Annotated in this window: 7 protein-coding genes; all 7 read left to right on the forward strand. The window is 76.1% G+C overall.

The window, feature by feature from the left end; genetic code table 11:
- Window positions 1–57 precede the first annotated feature (57 nt).
- The 7 genes from MCM47_RS27645 (at window position 58) to MCM47_RS27675 (ending at window position 19,942) form a co-directional block, all read left to right on the forward strand.
- The gene (locus MCM47_RS27645) at window positions 58–6,534 is read left to right on the forward strand and encodes a non-ribosomal peptide synthetase (protein ID WP_238864437.1); all 6,477 of its coding nucleotides are present in this window, start codon (window positions 58–60) and stop codon (window positions 6,532–6,534) included.
- Window positions 6,535–6,614: 80 nt separating this feature from the next.
- Window positions 6,615–7,724: a capreomycidine synthase gene (gene vioD, locus MCM47_RS27650; protein ID WP_238864438.1), complete on the forward strand. Its 1,110-nt coding sequence runs from the start codon at window positions 6,615–6,617 to the stop codon at window positions 7,722–7,724.
- A 95-nt stretch (window positions 7,725–7,819) separates the two neighbouring features.
- The gene (gntD, locus tag MCM47_RS27655) at window positions 7,820–8,851 is read left to right on the forward strand and encodes a guanitoxin biosynthesis L-enduracididine beta-hydroxylase GntD (RefSeq protein ID WP_238864439.1); all 1,032 of its coding nucleotides are present in this window, start codon (window positions 7,820–7,822) and stop codon (window positions 8,849–8,851) included.
- A gap of 109 nt (window positions 8,852–8,960) precedes the next feature.
- Entirely contained in the window at window positions 8,961–16,385 is a 7,425-nt protein-coding gene (locus MCM47_RS27660; RefSeq protein WP_238864440.1) for a non-ribosomal peptide synthetase, read from the forward strand.
- Between the two features lie 168 nt (window positions 16,386–16,553).
- A complete protein-coding gene (locus MCM47_RS27665) occupies window positions 16,554–17,924 on the forward strand; it encodes an MFS transporter (protein WP_238864441.1) in 1,371 nt (456 codons plus the stop codon).
- The gene (locus MCM47_RS27670) at window positions 17,921–18,880 is read left to right on the forward strand and encodes a GNAT family N-acetyltransferase (RefSeq protein WP_238864442.1); all 960 of its coding nucleotides are present in this window, start codon (window positions 17,921–17,923) and stop codon (window positions 18,878–18,880) included. The genes MCM47_RS27665 and MCM47_RS27670 overlap by 4 nt, the downstream gene beginning before the upstream one ends.
- Window positions 18,881–19,030: 150 nt before the next feature.
- Entirely contained in the window at window positions 19,031–19,942 is a 912-nt protein-coding gene (locus MCM47_RS27675) for a squalene/phytoene synthase family protein (protein ID WP_238864443.1), read from the forward strand.
- Window positions 19,943–19,998 lie beyond the last annotated feature (56 nt).

The following is a 19,998-nucleotide window of genomic DNA, read 5'->3' on the forward strand; positions in this document are numbered from 1 at the left end:
ACCCCGAGCGCCCCCAGCAGCCCGACCCCCGACCCCGCCCCCGTGAAGGAGCACCCCGTGGCCACCGCCCCCCGCACCGCCGAGGTGCTGCCGGCCTCCGCCGCCCAGCGCCGGTTCTGGCTGATCGACCGGCTGGAGGGCCCCAGCGGCGTCTACAACACCGCCGCCGCCCTGCGGCTGCGCGGACCGCTGGCCACCGACCACCTCCGGCAGGCCTTCCAGCTGCTGGTCGACCGGCACGAGGCGCTGCGCACCGTCTTCCCGGCCCGGGACGGCGTCCCGGTCCAGCTGGTGCTGCCGCGCCGCGTCTTCGAGCTGGGCGTGACCGAGGCCACCGGCGCGGGCGAGGCGGAGGTCCGGGAGCTGGCCGGCCGGCTCGCCGAGCAGCCCTTCGACCTGGCCAAGGGGCCGTTGCTGCGGGCCGAGCTGATCGCCCTCGGGCCGCAGGAGCACCTGCTGGTCGTGGTGCTGCACCACATCGTGGTGGACCGGTGGTCCTTCGGCCTGCTGATGTCCGAACTCTCCGAGTGCTACGCCGCCCTGGCCGAGCAGCGGCCGGCCCGACTGCCCGCCCTGCCGCTGCGCTACGCCGACCACGTGGCCGGGCGGCAGGCCCTGCTGGACGGCGGCCTCGGCGAGCGGCTGCTCGACCACTGGCGCGAGCGGCTGGCCGGCGCGCCGCAGGCCCTGGAGCTGCCCGGCGACCGCCCCCGCCCGGCGGTGCGCAGCTTCCGCGGCGCGACCGTGCCGGTGCGGCTGGACGCGGCCGCCTCGCAGGCGGTCCGCGACCTCGCCCGGGCCGCCGGCGCCACCCCCTACATCGTTCTGCTCGCCGCCTTCCAGGCGGTGCTGGCCCGGCACGCGGGCACCGAGGAGGTGGTGGTGGCCACCGGGCCCGCCACCCGCCCGCCGGGGACGGAGCTGCTGGTCGGCGCGCTGGTCAACACGGTGCTGCTGCGCACCCGGCTGGCCGGCGACCCGAGCTTCACCGATCTGGTGGAGCAGGTGCGGGGCACCGCGCTGGACGCCTTCGAGCACCAGGAGCTGCCCTTCGACCGGCTGGTCGAGGAGCTGGCGCCCAGCCGCGACCTGTCGCGCAACCCGCTGGCCCAGGTCGGCTTCGTGCTGCAGAACGCGCCGGCCGTCACGCCCGCGCTGACCGGCCTCGACGTCGAGCCGGTGGCGGTGGCGCGGGCCAGCGCCCACCTGGACCTCGACCTCCAACTGGCCGAGGAAGATGGCTGCTTCACCGGCTTCGCCGAGTTCGCCCGGGACCTCTTCGACGCCTCGACGGTGGCCCGGCTGCTCGGCCACTGGACCACCCTGCTGACCGCCGCCGTCCGGGCGCCCGGCACCCGGCTGTCCGCTCTGCCGATGCTCACCCCGGAGGAGCTGGAGCAGCAGCTGCACGGCTGGAACGACACCGACGGCGAGCTCCCGGCCGGCCTGCGGGTGGACCAGCTGTTCGCCCGCCAGGCGGCCCGGACCCCGGGGGCGGTCGCGGTGGTCGACGAGTCCGGCTCCCTCGACTACCGGGCGCTGGACGCCTGGGCGGCCCGGATCGCCCACCGGCTGCGGGCGCGCGGCGTCGGGCCGGACGTGCCGGTGGCGCTGTGCCTGGAGCGCGGGGCGGGGCTCAGCGCCGCCATGCTCGGCACGCTGCGGGCCGGCGGGGCCTTCCTCGGGCTGGACCCGTCCTACCCGGCCGACCGGCTGGCGTTCATGCTCGCCGACGCCCGGCCGGCCGTGGTGCTCGCCGACCGGTCCACCGCGGGCGTGCTGCCGGCCGGCACCGAGGTGCTGCTGCTGGAGGAGATCGCCGCCGACGGACCGGAGTTCGGCCGCGGGGACGACGGCTCCACCGGCAGCTCCACCGACGGCTCCAGCGGCGGGCCCGTGGACCGCGCCGCCGTCGGCCGCTCCCGCGCCGGCGAAGCCAACCTGGCCTACCTGGTGTACACCTCGGGCTCCACCGGGCGTCCCAAGGGCGTCGCCGTCGCCCACCGCGCCATCGTCAACACCTTCGCCGGGCTGGCCCGTTCGCACGGCTTCGGCCCCGGCGACCGGATGGTCGCGCTGCACTCGCCGAGCTTCGACCCGGCCGTCCACGACTGCCTGGCGCCGCTGCTGGTCGGCGCCGCCGCCGTCTTCCCCGCGCCGGAGGCGGCCCGCGACCCGCGGCACTGGGCCGAGCTGGTGGCCCGCCACCGGGTGACCGTCTGGTCGATGGGACCGGCCGGCACCGAGGCGATGCTGGCCGCCGCGGAGGAGCACGGCCTGGCGCTGGACAGCCTGCGCGCCGCGCTGATCGGCGGGGACGTGCTGCCGCCCGCCCTGCCGTCGCGGCTGCGCGCCGCCGCGCCGGGCTGCCGGGTGGTCAACTCGGCCGGGGTGGCCGAGGCCGCCTTCTGCAACAACGAGTACCCGGTGCCCGAGGACGCCGACCCGACCGCCCCGGTCCCGTACGGGCGCCCGCTGCCCAACCAGCGGCTGCTGGTACTGGACGGGCTGCTGCGGGCGGTGCCGGCCGGCGTGCCCGGCGAGCTGTGCGTGGCGGGCGAGGGCCTGGCCCGCGGCTACCTGGGCCGCCCCGGCCTCACCGCCGAGCGCTTCGTGCCCCACCCCTACGGGCGGGTACCGGGCGAGCGCCTCTACCGCACCGGCGACCTGGCCCGCCGCCGGGCCGACGGCGAGCTGGAGCTGCTCGGGCGGGCCGACCACCAGGTCAAGATCCGCGGCTTCCGGGTCGAGCCGGGCGAGGTGACCGGAGTGCTGCAGGGTCACCCGGCCGTGGCCGACGCGATCGTGGTGGCCCGCGAGGCGGCCCCGGGCGACCGGCGGCTCGCCGCCTACTGGGTGCCCTCCGCGACCGGCGCTCCGGCCTCCGGCGCCGAGCTGGCCGCCTGGCTGCGCGAGCGGCTGCCCGGCCACCTGGTGCCCTCGCTCTGGACGGAGCTGGCGGCCCTGCCGCTCTCCCCCAACGGCAAGGTGGACCGGGCCGCACTGCCCGCGCCGGCCGCGGCGGCCGGCGCGGCCGACCGGCTCGCCCCGCGCACCGCCACCGAGGCCGCGATCGCCGCGATCTGGCAGCGGCTGCTGGAGCTGCCCGAGGTCGGCGTGCTGGACGACTTCTTCGCCCTCGGCGGCCACTCGCTGCTGGCCAACCGGCTGGTGGGCGCGCTGCGCGCGGAGTTCGGCGTCGAGCTGCGGCTGCGCGAGGTGTTCGCCGCCGTCACGGTGGCCACCCAGGCCGAGCTGGTCGAACGGCTGCGCTCCGCGGCCGGCACCGACGGCGGCCCGGCCAAGGGCTCCCCCGCGCTGCCACCGGTCGTCCCGGCGGACCGCAGCCGTCCGCTGCCGCTGTCCTTCGCCCAGCAGCGGATGTGGCTGTTCGACCGCTTCGCCCCGGGCAACCCGGCCTACCACGTCCCCACCGCGGTGCGGATCGGCGGCGAGCTGGACCCGGTGGCGCTGGCCGCCGCGCTGCGCGCGCTGACGGCCCGGCACGAGGTGCTGCGCACCGTCCTGCCGGAGGTGGACGGCGTACCGGAGCAGCGGGTGCTGCCGGTCGGCGAGGCGCCGCTGACCGTGCGCGACCTCGCCGGGGGCGAACAGGCCGAGGCGGTGGTCGACGCCTTCGTCGCCCGTCCGTTCGATCTGGCGGCCGAGGTGCCGCTGCGCGCCCTGCTGCTGCGGGTGGCACCGGCCGAGCACGTGCTGGTGCTGGTGATCCACCACATCGCGCTCGACGGCTGGTCGATGGGCGTGCTGGTCGAGGACCTCGGCGCGCTCTACGACGGCCGGCAGCTGCCGCCACTGCCCGTGCAGTACGCCGACTACGCCCGCTGGCAGGCCGACCGCGCCGCCGAGGGCCGCTGGACCGGGCAGCTCGCGCACTGGCGCGAGCGGCTGGCCGGGCCGCTGCCGGTGCTGGAGCTGCCCACCGACCGGCCGCGCCCGGCCGTCCCGAGCCTGGCCGGGGCGGTGCACGAGTTCGAGCTCCCCGCCGAGCTGACGGAGCGGCTGCGCGCGCTCGGCGCCCGGCACGGCGCCACCCTGTTCATGGTGCTGCTGGCCGGCTACCAGGCCCTGCTGGGCCGGCTCTCCGGCGCCGAGGACGTCCTGGTCGGCACCCCGGTCGCCGGCCGCGGGCAGCAGGAACTGGACGGCCTGGTGGGCTGCTTCGTCAACAGTCTGGCGCTGCGCGGCGACCTCTCCGGCGACCCGGCCTTCGCCGAACTGCTGGAGCGCACCCGGGACCGGACGCTGGCCGACTTCGACTGCCAGGAGGTGCCGTTCGAGCAGGTGCTGGACGCCGTCGGTGCCGAGCGCGACCCCGCCCGGCACCCGGTGTTCCAGACCATGCTGACCCTGCAGAGCGCCCGGGCGCCCCGGGCCGGCTTCGCGGGGCTGCACGTGGAGCCGCTGGACGCGCGGACCGGCTCCTGCCTGATGGACCTGATGTTCACCGCCGTCGAGCAGGACGGGCGGCTGGCCTTCACGGTGGAGTACGCGACGGACCTGTTCGACGCGGCGGGCATCGCCCGCCTGGCGCACCGCTTCGGCGTGCTGCTGTCGGCCGCTGCCGAGGCGCCGCGGACCGCGCTGTCCGCGCTGCCGCTGCTCGACGCCGAGGAGCGCCGCACGGTGCTCACCGGGTGGAACGACACCGCCCGCCCCGTCCCGGCCGGCGGCCTGCACGACCTGGTCGCGGCGGCCGCGGCCCGCACTCCCGACGCCCCGGCGCTGGAGCACGAGGGCCGCACGACCCGCTACGCCGAGCTGGAGGCCGCCGCCGAGCGCTGCGCCGCACGGCTGCGCGGGCTGGGGGCCGGGGCAGGGAGCGTGATCGCGGTGCACGCGTCCCCGACGCCGCAGCTGGTGACCGCCCTGCTCGGGGTGCTGAAGGCGGGCGCGGCGTTCACCACGCTGGATCCGGAGCTGCCCGAGGCGCGGCTGCGCCGGCTGCTGGAGCTCTCCGGCGCCGAGCTGGTGCTCACCGACGGGGGCCCGGCCGGACCGCTGTTCGACGGGCTGCGGGTGGAGCCGCTCCAGGAGCCGCTCCAGGAGCCGGACGACGCCGGGCCGGCGGTCCCGGCCCGCCCCGTCCCGGTGACCGAACCGGAGTCGCTGGCCTGCGTGTTCTTCACCTCCGGCACCACCGGCCTGCCCAAGGGTTCGATGTTCACCCACCGGGGCCTGGTGAACTTCACCCTGGCGATGGCCGAGGAGTTCCGCCTCGGCCCCGGCGACCGCTTCCTCCAGCTGGCCTCCACCGGCTTCGACGTGCTGGTCGAGGAGCTGTTCCCGGCTCTGGCGGCCGGCGCCACCGTGGTGCTGCCCGGCAGCCGGCTGCTGGCCCGCGGCGTCGACCTGACCCGCTACCTGGCGGAGCACCGGATCACCGGCCTGGAGCTGACCACCGCCTACTGGCACGACTGGACCGCCGACCTGGAGCGCACCGGCGCCGCGCTCCCGCCGGACCTGCGGTTCGTCGCGATGGGCGGCGAGCGGGTGCGCCGGGACCGGCTGGCCGTCTGGCAGCGCCTCGGGGTGCCGCTGGTGCACGTGTACGGGCTCACCGAGGTCACCTGCACCTCGACCACCCGGCGGGTCACCGACGAGCCGGTGGGCGGCGACGGCCTGCCGATCGGCCGCCCGCTGCCCAACACCACCGTCTACCTGCTGGACCCTGCCGGTCGGCCGGTGCCGATCGGCTCCCCCGGCGAGCTGTTCCTCGGCGGCGCCGGCCTGGCCCGCGGCTACCTGGGCCGCCCCGGCCTCACCGCCGAGCGCTTCGTCCCGGACCCGTTCGGCGCGCCCGGCGCCCGGCTCTACCGCACCGGCGACCTGGCGCGCCACCGGGCCGACGGCGAGGTGGAGTTCATCGGCCGGGGGGACCAGCAGGTGAAGATCCGCGGTCACCGGATCGAGCCCGCCGAGGTGGAGGCACGGCTCGCCGAGCTGCCCGGGGTCGGCGCCGCGGCGGTGGTGGTCCGCGAGGACGAGCCGGGCGAGAAGCGCCTGGTCGGCTACGCGGTTGCCGCCCCCGGTACCGCGCCGGACGGCTTCGAGCTGCGCGCCGCGCTGCGCGAGCGGCTGCCCGAGTACCTGGTGCCGTCGGCGATCGTGCTGCTGCCCGCGCTTCCGCTGAACGGCAACGGCAAGCTCGACCGCGGCGCGCTGCCCCGGCCCGGGCGGGCCGAGCTGGCCGGCGGCGCGGCGGTCGCCCCGCGCACCCCGGCCGAGCGGGAGATCGCTGAACTCGCGGGCGAGCTGCTCGGCCTGCCGGCGGTCGGCGTCCACGACGACCTGTTCGACCTGGGTCTGCACTCGCTGCTGGCCGCCCGGTTCGCCGCCCGGGTGCGCGAGGCCTGCCAGGTCGACGTGCCCCTGCGCGTCTTCTACGAGGCACCCACCGTCGCCGAGTTGGCCCTGCGGGTGGTGCAGCTCCAGGCCGAGGGGACCGACCCGGACGACCTGGCGCAGCTGCTCGCCGAACTGGAGGCCGAGGACGGCCTCGCCTCGGCCTGAAACCCGCCCGACCACCCCGCCCCGGCGACCGCCCACCCGACCCGCCGGGCCCCACCCGGCCCGGCCCCTGGAGGAATCCCGTGACCATCGCCCCCGCCCTGCTCGAGGACTGGCTCCGCGAGCGGTACTTCACCACCACCTACGACATCAGCAGCAGCGGTGTCGAGAACTACACCGTCGACCAGGTCCTCGCCCTGGCCGGGACCGACGCGGCCTCGCTCGGCGGCATCGTGTTCCGCGACAGCCACTCGCTGGGCGGCGAGCCGCTGCGCGCCGCCCTCGCCGAGCGGCACGGCACCGACCCCGGCGCGGTGATCGCCACCCAGGGCTCCAGCGAGGCCATCTACCTGGTCATGCAGGCCCTGCTGAAGCCCGGCGACGAGGTGGTGGTGCAGGCACCCGCCTACCACGCGCTGGTCGAGGTGGCCGCCTCGCTGGGCTGCCGGATCATCCCCTGGGCGATGCGCACCGCGAACGGCGTGGTCACCAACGAGGACGAGCTGCTGGCGCTGATCGGCCCGGCCACCGCCATGGTGGTGGTCAACTTCCCGCACAACCCGACCGGCGCCACGGTCACCGCCGACCAGCAGGCCGCCGTCGTCGACGCCTGTGCCCGGTACGGCACCTGGCTCGCCTGGGACAACGCCTTCCAGCACCTGGTCTACGACCGCGAGCCGCTGCCCGACCCGGCCCCCGGCTACCCCCGGGCGATCTCCTTCGGCACCCTCTCCAAGGCGTACGGCCTGCCGGGCCTGCGGGTCGGCTGGGCCCTGGCCGCGCCCGAGGTGCTGGCCGGCTGCGTGCGCCGCCGCGACTACACCAGCCTGGCGCTCTCCCCGCTGGTCGAGGCGGTGGCCACGCACGCCGTCCGGCACGCCGACGAGCTGCTCCGTCCCCGGCTTGCCCAGGCCACCGCGAACCGCGCGGTGCTGGCCGCCTGGCTGGCCGAGCACCGCGACCGGGTGCGCGCCGACCTGCCGGCCGGCGGGGTCACCGCCTTCCCCGAGCTGACCACGGTGGCGGACGTGACCGCGTTCGCCGACCGGCTCGACCGCGAGCACGGCGTCCTGGTCGTACCCGGCGTCTGCTTCGGCGCCCCGCAGCACATCCGGCTCGGCTTCGGCGGCTCCTCCACCGAGCTCGCCGCCGGGCTCGACCGGCTCGCCGCGCTGCTGCCCGCGGCCGCCTGAGGCCCGCCGCGGGCCCGACCGCCGGCCTTCCCCGCCGCCCCTCCGTCCGGGCTCCGCCGAGCCCTCCCGCACCACCGACCACCGAGGTGACACCCATGCACACCCTCGCTCTCGACCCCGCCGACGCCGACGCGGTCGCCGCCCTGCTCGACGAGCTGGCCGACCGGCACGACAGCGTCGAGGACCAGGCCCTCCAGGACGAACTGGCCCTCCACTCCCACCGGTTGCCGCTCGCCCTGCGCCGTTTCCTGACCGACTTCCGGTTGCACGAGCCGGCCGGCGCCTGCGTGGTCTCCGGCTACCGCGTCGACCAGGACCGGATCGGTGCCACCCCCGCGCACTGGCAGCACCGCGCCGGGGTCTCCCCGGCGCTGCGCGAGGAGATCTTCCTGCTGCTCTGCGGGGCCCTGCTCGGCGAGCCGGTCGCCTGGGCCACCCAGCAGGACGGCTACCTGGTGCACGACGTCCTGCCGGTGAAGGGCCACGAGGACGAGCAGATCGGGACCGGCAGCAACCAGACCATCTTCTGGCACGTCGAGGACGCCTTCCACCCCTACCGGGGCGACTACGTGGGCCTGCTCTGCCTGCGCAACCCGGACCGGGTGCCGACCACCTTCGTCGGCGTGCAGGACCTGGAGATCTCCGCCGCGGACCGGCGGGTGCTCGCCGAGCCGCGGTTCTACATGCTGCCGGACAACTCGCACCTCCAGATGCTCGACAGCGGACCGGGCCGGGCGCTCGCGGGCGGTGCGGAACTGCTCGACCAGGCGTACGACCGGTTGAAGCGGATGCGCGACGACGCCGCGCCCGTGCCGGTGCTGTTCGGTTCGCCCACCGACCCCTACCTCTGCCTGGACCCGTACTTCATGGACCTGGACCGGCTGGACGAAGAGGCCCGGGGCGCGCTCCAGCGGCTCTCGGCGGAGATCGACCGCCGCCTCGGCGGCGCCGCACTGGCCCCCGGCGAGATCGTCTTCGTCGACAACTACCGGGCGGTGCACGGCCGCAGCTCCTTCTCCGCGCGCTTCGACGGCACCGACCGCTGGCTCAAGCGGGTCAACGTGGCGCGCGACCTGCGCAAGTCCCGCGACGCCCGGGCCGCCGCCGGCTCCCGCGTCCTGTTCTGACCGCTCCGCGCGCGCTCCGCCGGCCCCGCCCGCCCCGCGCGCCACCACCCCAACTCCGCCTTCCGCCCAGCGCCTTCGGGCCAGCCCGACCTTCTCCGGGGAGAGCACCGTGAGCACCACCCAGTCCGCCACCACCGCGTCGTCGGCCGGCTACGCCGCCGAGGCCGGCACTGTCGCCGCCGGTACGACCGCTGCCGGGGCCGCCGACACCGCCCGCCGGATCGCCGAGCTGTCGCCCGACCAGCGGGCCCGGCTGGAGGCGCGGCTGCGCGAGCGGCTGGCCCGGCGGCCGGCCGCCGCGGCCGGCGTGCCGCGCCGCACCCCGGGGGCACCGGTGCCGCTCTCCTTCGCCCAGGAGCAGATCTGGCTGGCCCAGCAGCTCGCCCCGGATTCGGCTGCGTACAACGTGCCGATGGCGGTCGTCTGCAGGGGACCGCTGGACGCCGAGCGGCTGGCCCGGGCGTTCCGCACGGTGATCTCCCGGCACGAGGTGCTGCGCACCACCTTCGCCGCCGGGGCGGACGGTTCGCCGGTGCAACTGGTGCACGAGCAGGCGGGGTTCGAGCTGCCGGTGACCGACCTCCGGTCGACGGCGGACGCCGGGGCGCAGGTGCGCGAACGGCTCGCCGCCGAGGCGCACACCCCCTTCGACCTGGCCTCCGGGCCGCTGCTGCGGGCCGCACTGCTGCGCACCGGCGACCAGGAGCACGTACTCGTACTGACGGCCCATCACATCGCCGTCGACGCTTGGTCGGTGAACGTGCTGCTCGGCGAGGTCGCGGCCGCCTACCGGTCGGCGGCGGGGCCGGCCGGCGGTGCGGAGCTGCCGCCGCTGCCGGTGCAGTACGGCGACTTCGCCGCCTGGCAGCGCGGCCGCCTCGACGGCGCCGCGTACCAGGAGAGCCTGGACTACTGGCAGCAGCGGCTGTCCGGCCTGACCGACACCCCGCCGCCGGCCACCGCGACCGGCCGCCCGGAGGGCGGAGCACGCGCCGGCTCGCACAGCCTGGAGCTGCCCGCCGAGCTGACCGCGGGCCTCCGCGCCCTGGCCGCCCGGCACCGGACCACCCTCTTCACGGTGGCACTGGCCGCCCTCCAGACGCTGCTGTACCGCTACGGCTGCGGGGAGGACCCGGTGGTCGCCACCCCGGTCGGCGGCCGCGAGCGCACCGAACTCGAAGGCCTGATCGGCTGCTTCATCAACACCCTGCTGCTGCGTGGCGACCTCTCCCCCGGTTCCGCCGGGGAGGCCCCTACCGGCGAGCCGACCTTCGCCGAACTGCTGGACCGGGCCGCCGAGGCGACGCGACGCGACCTCCAGCACCAGGAGGTGCCCTTCGAGCAGCTGGCCGCGCGACTGCGGGCCGGCTCCCCCGAGGGGCTGGCGCGCACCATGCTGGTGCTCGACCAGGCCGCCCCGGGCGGCGCTCCCGCCGAGGAGTCCGCCGCCGCGCCCGGCGAGCTGGTGCTGCGCCCGCTGGACGGCGCCGGCCCGGCCGACGCGAAGCGGGACCTGACCTTCACCGTCTCGGAGACCGGCGACACCCTGGTGCTGACCCTGGTGCACCGCACCGACCGCTACGAGGACCGGTCCGCCGAGCGCCTGCTGGCCCACTACGCCACCCTGCTGCGCGAGGCCTGCGCCGACCCGCACCGCCCGGTCGGCCGGCTGCCGCTGCTCACCGCCGCCGAGCGCGCGCTGGTGCTCGACGGCTGGAACGCGACCGCCCTGGAGGTGTCCGCCGGCACCTTCCACGGCCGGTTCGCCGAGCAGGCGGCGCGGACGCCGCAGGCCGTCGCGGTGGTCGGCGCCGACGGCACCCACCGCTACGCCGAACTGGACCGGCTGGCCAACCGGCTGGCCCACCACCTGCGCGGGCTCGGGGTCGGCGCCGAGACCCCGGTCGGCATCTGCCTGGAGCGGGGCGCCTGGACCGTGGTGGCGCTGCTGGCCGTGCTCAAGGCCGGCGGCTGCTACGTGCCGATCGACCCGGCCCAGCCGCAGGAGCGGATGGCGATGATGCTCGCCGACACCGCCGCCCCCGTGGTGATCACCCGCGCCGACTCGGCCGACCGGCTGCCGGCCGCCGTGCAGGCGGTCGTGGTGGAGGAGCTGGCCCTCGACGCCCTGCCCGACACCGCCCCGGAGGTGGCCGTCGACCCGGGCCAGGCCGCCTACGTGCTGTTCACCTCCGGCTCCACCGGCCGCCCCAAGGGCGTGGTGGTCGAGCACCGGCAGGTCCTCAACTACCGCACCGCCGTGGTGTCCGCGCTGGCCCTCGTGCCGGAGGCCGGGTACGCGATGGTCCAGCCGTTCACCTTCGACTCCTGCGTCACGGTGCTGTCGGCAGCACTGCTCGGCGGCGGCACCCTGCACATGGTGGACGCCGACACCGCTTCGGACGGGCGCCGGCTGGCGGCCTACTTCGAGGAGCACGCGATCGACTACCTGAAGATCAGCCCCTCGCACCTGGCGGCGCTGGAGGGTCCGGGCGGCGAGCATCGGGTGCTGCCCCGCCGTGGACTGATCCTCGGCGGCGAGGGCTCGACCAGCACCTTCGTCCGCGAGGTGCTGGGCCGGGCAGGGTGCGAGGTCTTCAACCACTACGGTCCCACCGAGACCACGGTCGGGGTGACCACCCACCACCCGCGGATCGAGGATCTGGCCGCCACCGCGACCGTGCCGATCGGCCGACCGCTCGGCAACGTCCGGGCGTACGTGCTGGACGGCCGGGGGGAGCCGGTGCCGGTCGGGGTGCCGGGCGAGCTGTTCATCGGCGGCGCCCAGGTGACCCGCGGCTACCTGGGCCGGCCGGGGCTCACCGCCGAGCGCTTCGTCCCGGACCCGTTCGGCGCGCCGGGCGCCCGGCTCTACCGCACCGGAGACCTGACCCGACGGCTGGCGGACAGCACGATCGAGTTCCTCGGACGGCTGGACGACCAGGTGAAGATCCGCGGCTTCCGGATCGAACTGGGTGAGGTGGAGGCCGCGTTGGCCGCGCTGACGCCGGTGGCGGCGGCGGCCGCGGTCGTCCGCGAGGACCGGCCGGGCGACCGGCAGCTGGTCGGCTACCTGGTCCCGGCGCCCGGCGCCGAGGTGGAACCGGCAGCCCTGCGCACCGAGTTGGCGAAGGCACTGCCCGGCTACATGGTCCCGTCCGCGCTGGTGGTGCTCGACGCGCTGCCGCTGACCGCGCACAACAAGCTGGACCGGCGGGCGCTGCCCGCTCCGCCCCGCCAGGAGGCCGTCCCCGGCCGGGCCGCGCGCGACGAGCGGGAGGCGGCGCTGTGCCGGATCTTCGCCGAGGTGCTGGGCACCGAGCGCGCACCGGGCATCGACGAGGACTTCTTCGACCTGGGCGGCCACTCCCTGCTGGCGATGCGCCTGGTCGCGGCCGTCCGCACCGAGCTCGGCGCCGAGCTGGGCATCCGTGACCTCTTCGAGGCGCCGACCGTCGCAGAGCTCGCCGCACGCGTGGCGGGGGCCGCGCCCGCCGCCGTGCTACCGCCGCTGGTCCGGGCGGAGCGCCCCGATGCGCTGCCGCTCTCCTTCGCCCAGCGACGGCTCTGGTTCCTCAACCGGATGGAGCGCGGGACCAGCGCCTACGCGATGCCGGTGGTGCTGCGGTTGAGCGAGGCCGTGGACACCGCCGCCCTCCAGGCCGCCCTGGACGACGTCGTCGAACGCCACGAGACCCTGCGCACCCTCTTCCCCGAAACCGACGGCGAACCCCACCAGGACATCCGCCCCGCCACCCCCCACCTCATCCCCCTCCACACCCTCGACGCCACCGACGAAACCGACGCCCACACCCACATCACCACCCTCGCCACCACCCCCTTCGACCTCACCACCCAACTCCCCCTGCGCGCCACCCTCCTCACCCTCGCCCCCGACCACCACCTCCTCACCCTCGTCCTCCACCACATCGCCGGCGACGGCTGGTCCATGCAACCCCTCACCCACGACCTCACCACCGCCTACCACGCCCACACCACCGGCCGCACCCCCAACTGGCCCGAACTCCCCGTCCAGTACGCCGACTACACCCTCTGGCAACACCACCACCTCGGAAACCCCGACACCCCCGGCACCCCCCTCCACACCCAACTCACCCACTGGACCAACCACCTCACCAACCTCCCCGACACCATCCCCCTCCCCACCGACCACCCCCGACCCACCAACCCCACCCACCAGGCCCGCACCCACACCACCCACACCCACCCCACCACCCACCACCAACTCACCACCCACGCCCACACCCACCACGCCACCCTCTTCCACACCCTCCACGCCGCCCTCGCCACCCTCCTCACCCGCAACGGCGCCGGCACCGACCTCCCCATCGGCACCCCCACCGCCGGCCGCACCCACCCCCACCTCGACCACCTCATCGGCTTCTTCGTCAACACCCTCGTCCTGCGCACCGACACCACCGGCAACCCCACCCACACCCAACTCCTCCACCACACCCGCGACCTCAACCTCACCGCCCTCACCCACCAGGACCTCCCCTTCGAACGCCTCGTAGAAGCCCTCAACCCCACCCGCACCCCCCACCACCACCCCCTCTTCCAAACCATCCTCACCCTCAACAACACCACCGAGGGGACGGACGGTTGGGCACCGGATGCGCCGGTCGGCCCGGAGGGAGAGGCCGGCCGGACGGCGAAGTTCGACCTCTCCTTCACCGTCACCGAGCACCGCACCGCCGACGGCGCGCCCGACGGCCTCACCGTCACCATCGAGTACGCCGCCGACCTCTTCGAACCCGCCACCGTCGAACGCCTCGCCGACCAGTTCCAGCGCATCCTGCGCAGCGCCGCCGAACACCCCGACACCCCCATCCACGACATCGACCTGTTCACCGAGCACGAGCGCCGGGCCCTGTTCACCGACTGGAACGGCCCGACCCGCGAGCTCCCCGGCCGGACGCTGCCGGAGCTGTTCGCCGCCCAGGTCGCCCGCACCCCCGACGCCACCGCCGTCACCTGCGGCACCGACGCCCTCAGCTACACCGAACTCGACACCGCCGCCAACCGCCTCGCCCGCCATCTGGTGGCCCGCGGCGCCGGCCCCGAGCGGCTGGTCGCCCTGGCCGTACCCCGCTCGGTGGAGACCCTGGTGGCCGTCCTCGCCGTGCTGAAGGCCGGTGCGGCGTACCTGCCGATCGACCTCACCCACCCGGGGGAGCGGATCGCCTACACGCTCGCCGACGCCCAGCCGCTCTGCGTGCTCACCACCACCGAGGCGGCCGCCCAGCTGCCCGCCACCGGGCACCCGCACCTGCTGCTCGACGGCCCGGAGACGGTGGCCGCACTGGCCGCCCTGCCCGCGCACGAGCTCACCGACGCCGACCGGTCGGCACCGCTGTCGCTACGCAACCCGGCCTACGTGATCTACACCTCGGGCTCCACCGGGCGCCCCAAGGGCGTGGTGGTCGAGCACCACTCGCTGGACGCCTACCTGGCCTGGGCCCGCGAGGCCTACGGCAGTGTGGCCGGCCGCGCCCTGGTCCACTCGCCGGTCTCCTTCGACCTCACCGTCACCGGCCTGTTCGCCCCGCTCACCAGCGGCGGCACCGTCCAGCTGATCGAGCTGGACGACCAGGCGCCCACGGCCGGGGAGTTCGAGCGCCCGACCTTCGTCAAGGCCACCCCGAGCCACCTGGCGCTGCTGACCGCGCTGCCCGAGCGCTTCTCGCCCAGCGAGCAGCTGGTGCTCGGGGGCGAGTCGCTGATGGGCGAGGTGCTGGACGAGTGGCGCCGCCGGCACCCGGGCGCCACTGTGATCAACGAGTACGGTCCGACCGAGACCACCGTCGGCTGCACCGAGTTCCGGATCGAGCCCGGCGACACCGCGCCCTCCGGCGTGATCACCATCGGACGGCCGGTCTGGAACACCCGGATGTACGTGCTGGACGGTGCGCTGCGGGCACTGCCGATCGGCGTCGGCGGCGAACTCTACATCGCCGGCGACCTGGTGACCCGCGGCTACCTCGGCCGCCCGGCCCTGACCGCCGAGCGCTTCCTGCCCGACCCGTTCGGCGGTCCCGGCTCGCGGATGTACCGCACCGGCGACCTCGGCCGCTGGCACCAGGAAGGCCGGCTGGAGTTCCTCGGCCGCACCGACGACCAGATCAAGCTCCGCGGCTTCCGCATCGACCCCGCCGAGATCGAAACCCACTTCACCGGCCGAGCCGACATCGCCCAGGCCGCCGTCCTGCTCCGCGAGGACAGCCCGGGCGACCCGAGGCTCGTCGCCTACCTCGTCCCCACCGGCGACGCCGTCCCGGACCCGGCCGAACTCCGCGCCACCGCCGCGGCCCGACTCCCCGCCCACCTCGTCCCGTCCGCCGTCGTCCTGCTCGACACCCTGCCGCTCACCCCCAACGGCAAGCTCGACCGCCGCGCCCTCCCCGCGCCCGCCACCACGACCGGCGGGACCGGCCGCGCACCCCGCACCCCCCGCGAGGAGGTCCTCTGCGGCCTCTTCGCCACCACCCTCAACACCGGCACCGTCGGCATCGACGACAACTTCTTCGACCTCGGCGGCCACTCCCTGCTGGCCGCCCGGCTGACCGCCCGGATCCGCGACGAGCTGGGCGTCCGGATCGGTCTGCGGGCCCTGTTCGAGACCCCGACCGTGGCCCTGCTCGCCGAGCGGATCGGTGGCGAGGGCGACACCGGATCTTCCGACGGGCTCGGGCAGTTGCTGCCGCTGCGGACCGGCGGAACCCGTCCGCCGCTCTTCGCCGTACACCCCGGCGGCGGCCTCGGCTGGTGCTACTCCGGCCTGGTCCGCCATCTGGACCGCGACCGGCCGCTGTTCGCGCTGCAGGCCCGCGGGTTGGGCGGGGACGGCGAACTGCCGGGCAGCGTCGCCGAGATGGCGACCGACTACCTGCGGCTGATCCGCGAGGTCCAGCCGAGCGGCCCGTACCACCTGCTCGGCTGGTCGTTCGGCGGCACGGTGGCCCACGAGCTGGCCCGCCAACTGCAGGCCGCGGGCGAGGAGGTGGCGCTGCTGGCGATGCTCGACTCGCACCCCACCGGCCGGTTCCGGCACGCCGGCCGGCCCGGCGACGCGGAGATCCTCTCACTGGCGCTGGACGGCCTCGACCTCGACGAGCTGGGCGCAGCGGCCACGGACGCCGTGGCCGCCACGGCCGGCGACGGCGACGCCCTGGGTGACGGACTCCCCACCGCCGCGGCCGTGTCGGAGCTGCTGCGGGTGCGCGGCAGCGTGCTGGCCGGGCTGGACCCGGCGGCGCTCCACCGGTTGGTGAAGGTGACCGCCAACAACATCGCGCTCGCCCGGGGCGAGCAGCCCGGCCGCTACCGGGGACGGGTGCTCTTCTTCGAGGCCCTGCCCGGCCGCGGCGCCGACGGCACACCGCTGACCGAGCTGTGGACGGAGCACGTGGACGGCCCGATCGAGAACCACCCGCTGGACATCCCGCACAGCCGCTTCACCACGCCGGAGGCCCTGGACGTGATCGGCCCGATCCTGGCCGCCCACCTGCGCTGACCCGGACGGACGGGGTGGTGCGGCGGCCCCGCCGCACCACCCCGCCTCCGCCGTGCCCTCGTCCCCCTTCCTCGCCGCCCCTTCCTCGCCGCCCCTTCCTCGCCCCCCGTAGCGGAGCCCTGACATGAGCCCTTCCCTCGCCCCTCCCCCGCCTCCTCCGGAGGTGCCGTGACCACCTTCCTCCTCATCTGGACCGGCCGGCTGCTCACCGCCCTCGGCTCCAGCATCTCCGGCTTCGCCCTCGGCCTGTGGATCTACCAACAGACCGGGTCCGTCACCCAGTTCGCCACCGGCCTGCTGCTCGGATTCGCTCCGGGCATGCTGGCCGCCCCGGCCGCCGGCGTCCTCGTGGACCGCCACCGCCGCCGGACCGTCCTGCTCTGCGCGGACGCTGCGGCCATGCTCGCCGCCGTGGCGATGGCCGCCGCCGAGGCCACCGGGCACCTGGCCGTCTGGCAGGTGTACGCGACCACCGTCGTGGAGTCGTGCTGCGCCGCCTTCCAGTGGCCCGCGCTCGCCGCCGCCGTCACCGGCGTGGTCCGGCCCGAGCAGCGCGGCCGGGCCGGGGCGATGACCCAGACCGCCCTGGCCGGGGCCCAGTTGCTCGGCCCGATGCTCGCCGCCGTCCTGCTCGGCGCGGGCGGGCTGCGCGCCGTCCTGCTGACCGACGTCGTCTCGTTCGCACTCGGGCTGCTCACCCTGCTGGTCGCCCGCTTCCCCGAGCCCACCGGACACCAGGACCGCCCACGCCCACCCGCGCACGCCACCGACCTGAGGCAACGCCGCGGCTGGCGCGCCGAGTTGGCGGAGGGCCGGCGGCTGCTCACCGGCCAACCGGGTCTGCGGCACCTGCTCCGCGTGGTGACCGTGCTCAATGCGGCCGAGGCCGCCGCCACGGCCCTGCTGCTGCCCCTGGTGCTGGCCGGCGCCCCGGCCGACGGCCGGAACGCCGCGGTCGCCATGGTCAGCACCGCCGGAGGCCTCGGGCTGGCGGCCGGCAGTGTCGCCATGTCGATCTGGTCCGGGCCGCGCCGGCCGCTCGCCTGGGTCACGTCGGCCACCGTCCTCAGCGGCGGCGCCGTCCTGGCCGCGGGCCTCCACCCGCGCCCCGCCGCACTGGCGTCGGCCGCCTTCACGTTCTTCCTCGGCCTGCCGGTGGTGACCAGCTGCGCCCAGGTGCTCTGGCAGTCCGCCGTGGCCGCCGAGGCGCAGGGCCGGGTCTTCGCCCTGCGCCGGATGTTCACCCAGGCCGGCACCCTGCTCGGCTACTTGCTGGCCGGACCGCTCGCCACACGGGTCTGCGAGCCGCTGGTGTCCCCCGGCGGCCCGCTCGACTCCACCCTCGGCCGCCTCCTCGGCACCGACCGGGACCGCGGCAGCGCCCTGCTGCTCTGCTGCACCGGCCTGCTCCTGGCCGCCACCGGCCTGGCCGGCCGGCGCCACACCGTCGAGGCGCTTCCGCCCCCGGAACCGATCGGGTGCGATAGAACCGCCCTGACCAGGATTCCCGCCAACTCCACCGATGCGGAGCCACTGTGACCGTCCGCCCCACCACCCCGTCCGACCTCGACCGGGTCCTCCCGCTGATCGTGCCCGACCCGGCCACCGGCCTGACGGCCGACACCTACCGGACGCGCCTCGCCGACGGCGAGTACCGCACGGACTGGACGTGGGTCGCCGAAGACGCCCCCGGCGGCCCCCCGCTCGCACTGGCCGTCTGGTGGGGCGACCCGGACGGCGACCTGCCCGACGCCCTCGACGCCGTGTTCGTCCACGACTCGGTGCGGTCCGCCGCCGACCGCACCGACCTGGCCGCGCAGCTGCTCACCGCCGCCCACACGGCCTACGCCGGGGCCGGCGCCGACGCCGCCCCCGAGTACCACCTCGTCCTCCCCGGCGACTGGCGCGACCGCCCGGAGACGGTCGCCGCCGTGGCCTGGCGCCGCGAGGCGGCCCGGCGCGCCGGCCTCCCGGTGGGCCTGGAACGCCTGCGCTACGAGTGGACGCCCCCGGCCGGCCTCCCGGAGCCGTCCGGCCGTCTCCTCCTCCAGCCCGAGCCCGACGACGAGGTCTTCGTCGACCTGTTCCGCCGGGTCCTGGTGGGCACCCTCGACACCGACTCCCGCAAGGAGGCCGAACGCCTCGGCGCCGAGGCCCAGGCCCGCGCCGACGTCGCCTTCTACCGCGACACCATGCTCGGCGACCGCTCCTGGTGGCGCATCGCCCGCACGCCCGACGGCGAACCGGTCGGCTTCGGCATCCCCTCCCGCAACCACGCCTTCCCCGTCGTCGGCTACCTCGGCGTCGTCCCCGAACACCGCGGCCGCCGGTACGGCGACGACATCCTCGCCGAGATCACCCGGATCCTCGCCGCCGAGACCGCACCCGAACGCGTCCGCGCGGACACCGACCTCGTCAACGCCCCGATGGCCGCGGCCTTCGACCGCCTCGGCTACCGCAACGACACCCGCCGCCTGGTCCTCTCCCCCCACTGAGGCCGACCGCCGACCCCTGTCCGGAGCACCACCGGGCCCGCCGCGCGGCGGGCCCGGTGCCCGGTCCCCGGACCGCACACCTCCCCCCGGACGGTGATCACCCGCCGTCTAGGCTCGGGGTGGCACCAACCAGGGAGAGGGCGAACGCGAATGGGCAGCTGGGAGAGCGCTCTGGACGCGGCGGGGATCACCGACCCCGGACTGCGCGAGGACTACAGCCGGCAGCGCCGACAGGTCACGGAGTACAAGCGGGAGGCCGTGCTCGCCGCACGGCTCCTCCTGCCGGCGCCGCTCGTGCCGCACGTGATCGCGGCCACCGCCTTCATGCACCGCACCGACGGCCTGCTCGACAGCGGCCCGCTCGACGGGCGGAGGGCCGCGTACGCGCGCTGGGAGGAGGAGGTCGCCCACGGCCTCGCCACCGGTGGCACCGACAACCCCGAATTGCGTCCGCTGCTGAACACCGTCGCCGCGCACCCCGCCCTGCGCGAGCGCGCACCGGAACACCTTGCCGGGGCCCTCGCCGACCTCGACTTCGCCGGATTCGCCACCGAGGCCGACTACCAGCGCTACGTGGACGCCTACTCGCTGCCCGCGTTCATGGTCGTCGCCACCCTGCTGGGCCCGGACGGCGACCAGGCGGCCTACCGGGCCGCCTGCCGCACCTTCATCGACGCCGGCCAGCGGCTCGACTTCGTCAGCGACCTCGCCGAGGACCTGGCCGACGGCCGCCTGACGATCCCCGCGCAGACCCTCGACCGGCACGGGGTCAGCCGCGCCGACCTGGAGCAGGCCCGCGACCTCCCGGCCGTCCGGGCGATGATCACCGAGCAGCTCGATCTCGTCGACCGCACCCTCGCGGAGGGCCGCGCCGTGGCCGCGCTCGTGCCGCCGGCCCACCGACCCATGGTCCGCTGCCTGATCGGCCTGGACGAGTTGACCAGCGCCGCCGCCCGCGCGGACATCCCCGCCCTGCTGCTCCGCTCGGCCGGCCCCTCCAAGCCCGCCGCGCTCCGGCTGCTCGGCCGCGAGTACCTCCGGGCGCGCCGCGCGCGCCGCTGAGCCCCGGCCGGCCGGGGAGGCACCCGCCGCGGCCCGCCGACCGCCCGTCCCTCGTC

Source organism: Kitasatospora sp. A2-31, from assembly GCF_022288725.1.
Taxonomy (GTDB): domain Bacteria; phylum Actinomycetota; class Actinomycetes; order Streptomycetales; family Streptomycetaceae; genus Kitasatospora.